This is a genomic window from Frankia sp. CeCAU1 (assembly GCF_977971845.1).
The window spans coordinates 33,428-35,123 of the sequence record NZ_CDWWXA010000013.1 but is presented as its reverse complement, the minus strand read 5'-3'; the positions used below and the strand labels follow the sequence as shown (position 1 = coordinate 35,123).

Sequence of the window (1,696 nt, the reverse complement as noted above, 5' to 3'; positions counted from 1 at the left end):
GGGTGGCAGCCGACTCCCCGGCCCCGACCACGAGCACCCGGTGCAGGCAACGACCGGCCCGGCGCATCCGGTGTAGGAGGCCGCGGCCGACGACCCGACCCACCATGGAGAACAGGGTCGCGGCCGGGAAGGCGATCAGCACGTAACTACGGGCGATCTCCGCCTTCGTCGCATACGAGGCGATGGCCACCGCCGCGGTGAACCGGGCCGCCGTGTTGACCACCCGCCGGAACTCCTCCGACCCGCCACCGAGGAACCGGCTCTCGTAGGCCCGGTTCAGGGACATCGCCAGCACCCAGGCGAGCGGCAGCAGAACCGTCATGAGGATGTACGGCTTGGAGGACACCGGCTGGGTGCCGAAGTCGACCAGGTCACCGAATCGCACGAAGTACGCGAGCCCCGCTGCCACCACGCAGGCGGCCGCGTCGAACAGGACGAGCAGCCGGACGTAACGCCGTTCCCAGGTCACCTGAGCGCGATAGCCGCCCGTCTCGACGGCGGCCGGGCTCACCCGCCCCGCGCTGTGCCGCCCGCCGGGCCCGGTGGCCGTGCGGCTCGGCGGTGCGCCGGCGGGCCGGCCGGCCGTTCCCGCCGGCGCGTCCGGCGGGAACGGCATCCCCTGCCCGCCGCGGGTGCGCGGAACGAAGTTCGACCCAGCGGTCGCGCGCGTGCCGCCGGACACCGTCTCCGTCACTCGTGGTCCCCCCCAGCACCGCGACGGCGCGCGTCGACGACACCGACCGGACCCGGCCGAACGGACTGGCCCAGTGACGCCGGCACGTGCCCGAGCCCGAGCCCGAACGAGGATCCGAGCGGGCCCGGAGGTGTCATCGTCCTCCCCGTTCGGCGGCCCGCGGCACCCCTCGCTCAGACAGCCACGAATTCATCCCTCGGTGGTACATCGACCGGACCTCCAGCGATCTTCCCCCCGCCACTGACTGTGGGCCGTCCCGAACGACGAGCCGAACGCACGCATCATCCAGGTCCCACTGGAGTGTGTCGGCACACGCCGGAGCGAACTGGAGTACCGGACGCCGACACGGGTGGCGCTCCGTGGTCACGGGGGCAACGTTACCGGCTGCGCCGAGACGATCTACCAGCGGCCCGGCCAGGCGATGGCGGCGTGGCGCCCCGACCGCCGACCGTGGCGATGGCGTGATCCGTGCGTTTATGGCGACTCACAGTAACAGAGATGCGGTCGTCGGGCAGCGACCGCCATGACGAACCTTCCGAGTCGACGAACCTTCCAAGTCCGCCCACCGATGCGGACATAACGGACACCATCGACCCACGGACGCCTGACGCATACACTGCGCACACAAACAGCGGCGATAATGCTACTCTGCGTTATGGATCGCGGGTCTCGACTCGGGATCCGTCGGCTGCCCGCCCCCGCGGGCACCGGGGGGGTGGGGCTGTGCGATCCGGCGCGCCCCGTGCGACGTCGCCGACGTGATATCGCCGGGGTGACGTCCCCGGGATTGATGTCACCTGGAGTGATGCCGCCCGGGTGAGGCCGGTGAGCACAGTCACGGGACGGTCGGCGCCTGCCGGACGGGTGGGGGCGCCCAGGCAGGCGCCGGCTGCCGTCCCGGTCCTCCGCCGGCCCCGACCCTCCGCCGGCCCCGACCCTCCGCCGGCCCCGACCCTCCGCCGGCCTACCCGGCAGCCAGCCGCCTCAGGGCAGGGCGGTGAC

Annotated in this window: 1 protein-coding gene; it reads right to left on the bottom strand. The window is 72.5% G+C overall.

All coding sequences use genetic code 11. The features are described 5' to 3' along the window. Positions 1 to 694: nucleoside-diphosphate sugar epimerase/dehydratase (locus AC08OO_RS04515; protein ID WP_476611774.1), on the bottom strand; the 694-nt coding region annotated here is incomplete at its 3' end. Positions 695 to 1,696: the final 1,002 nt, after the last annotated feature.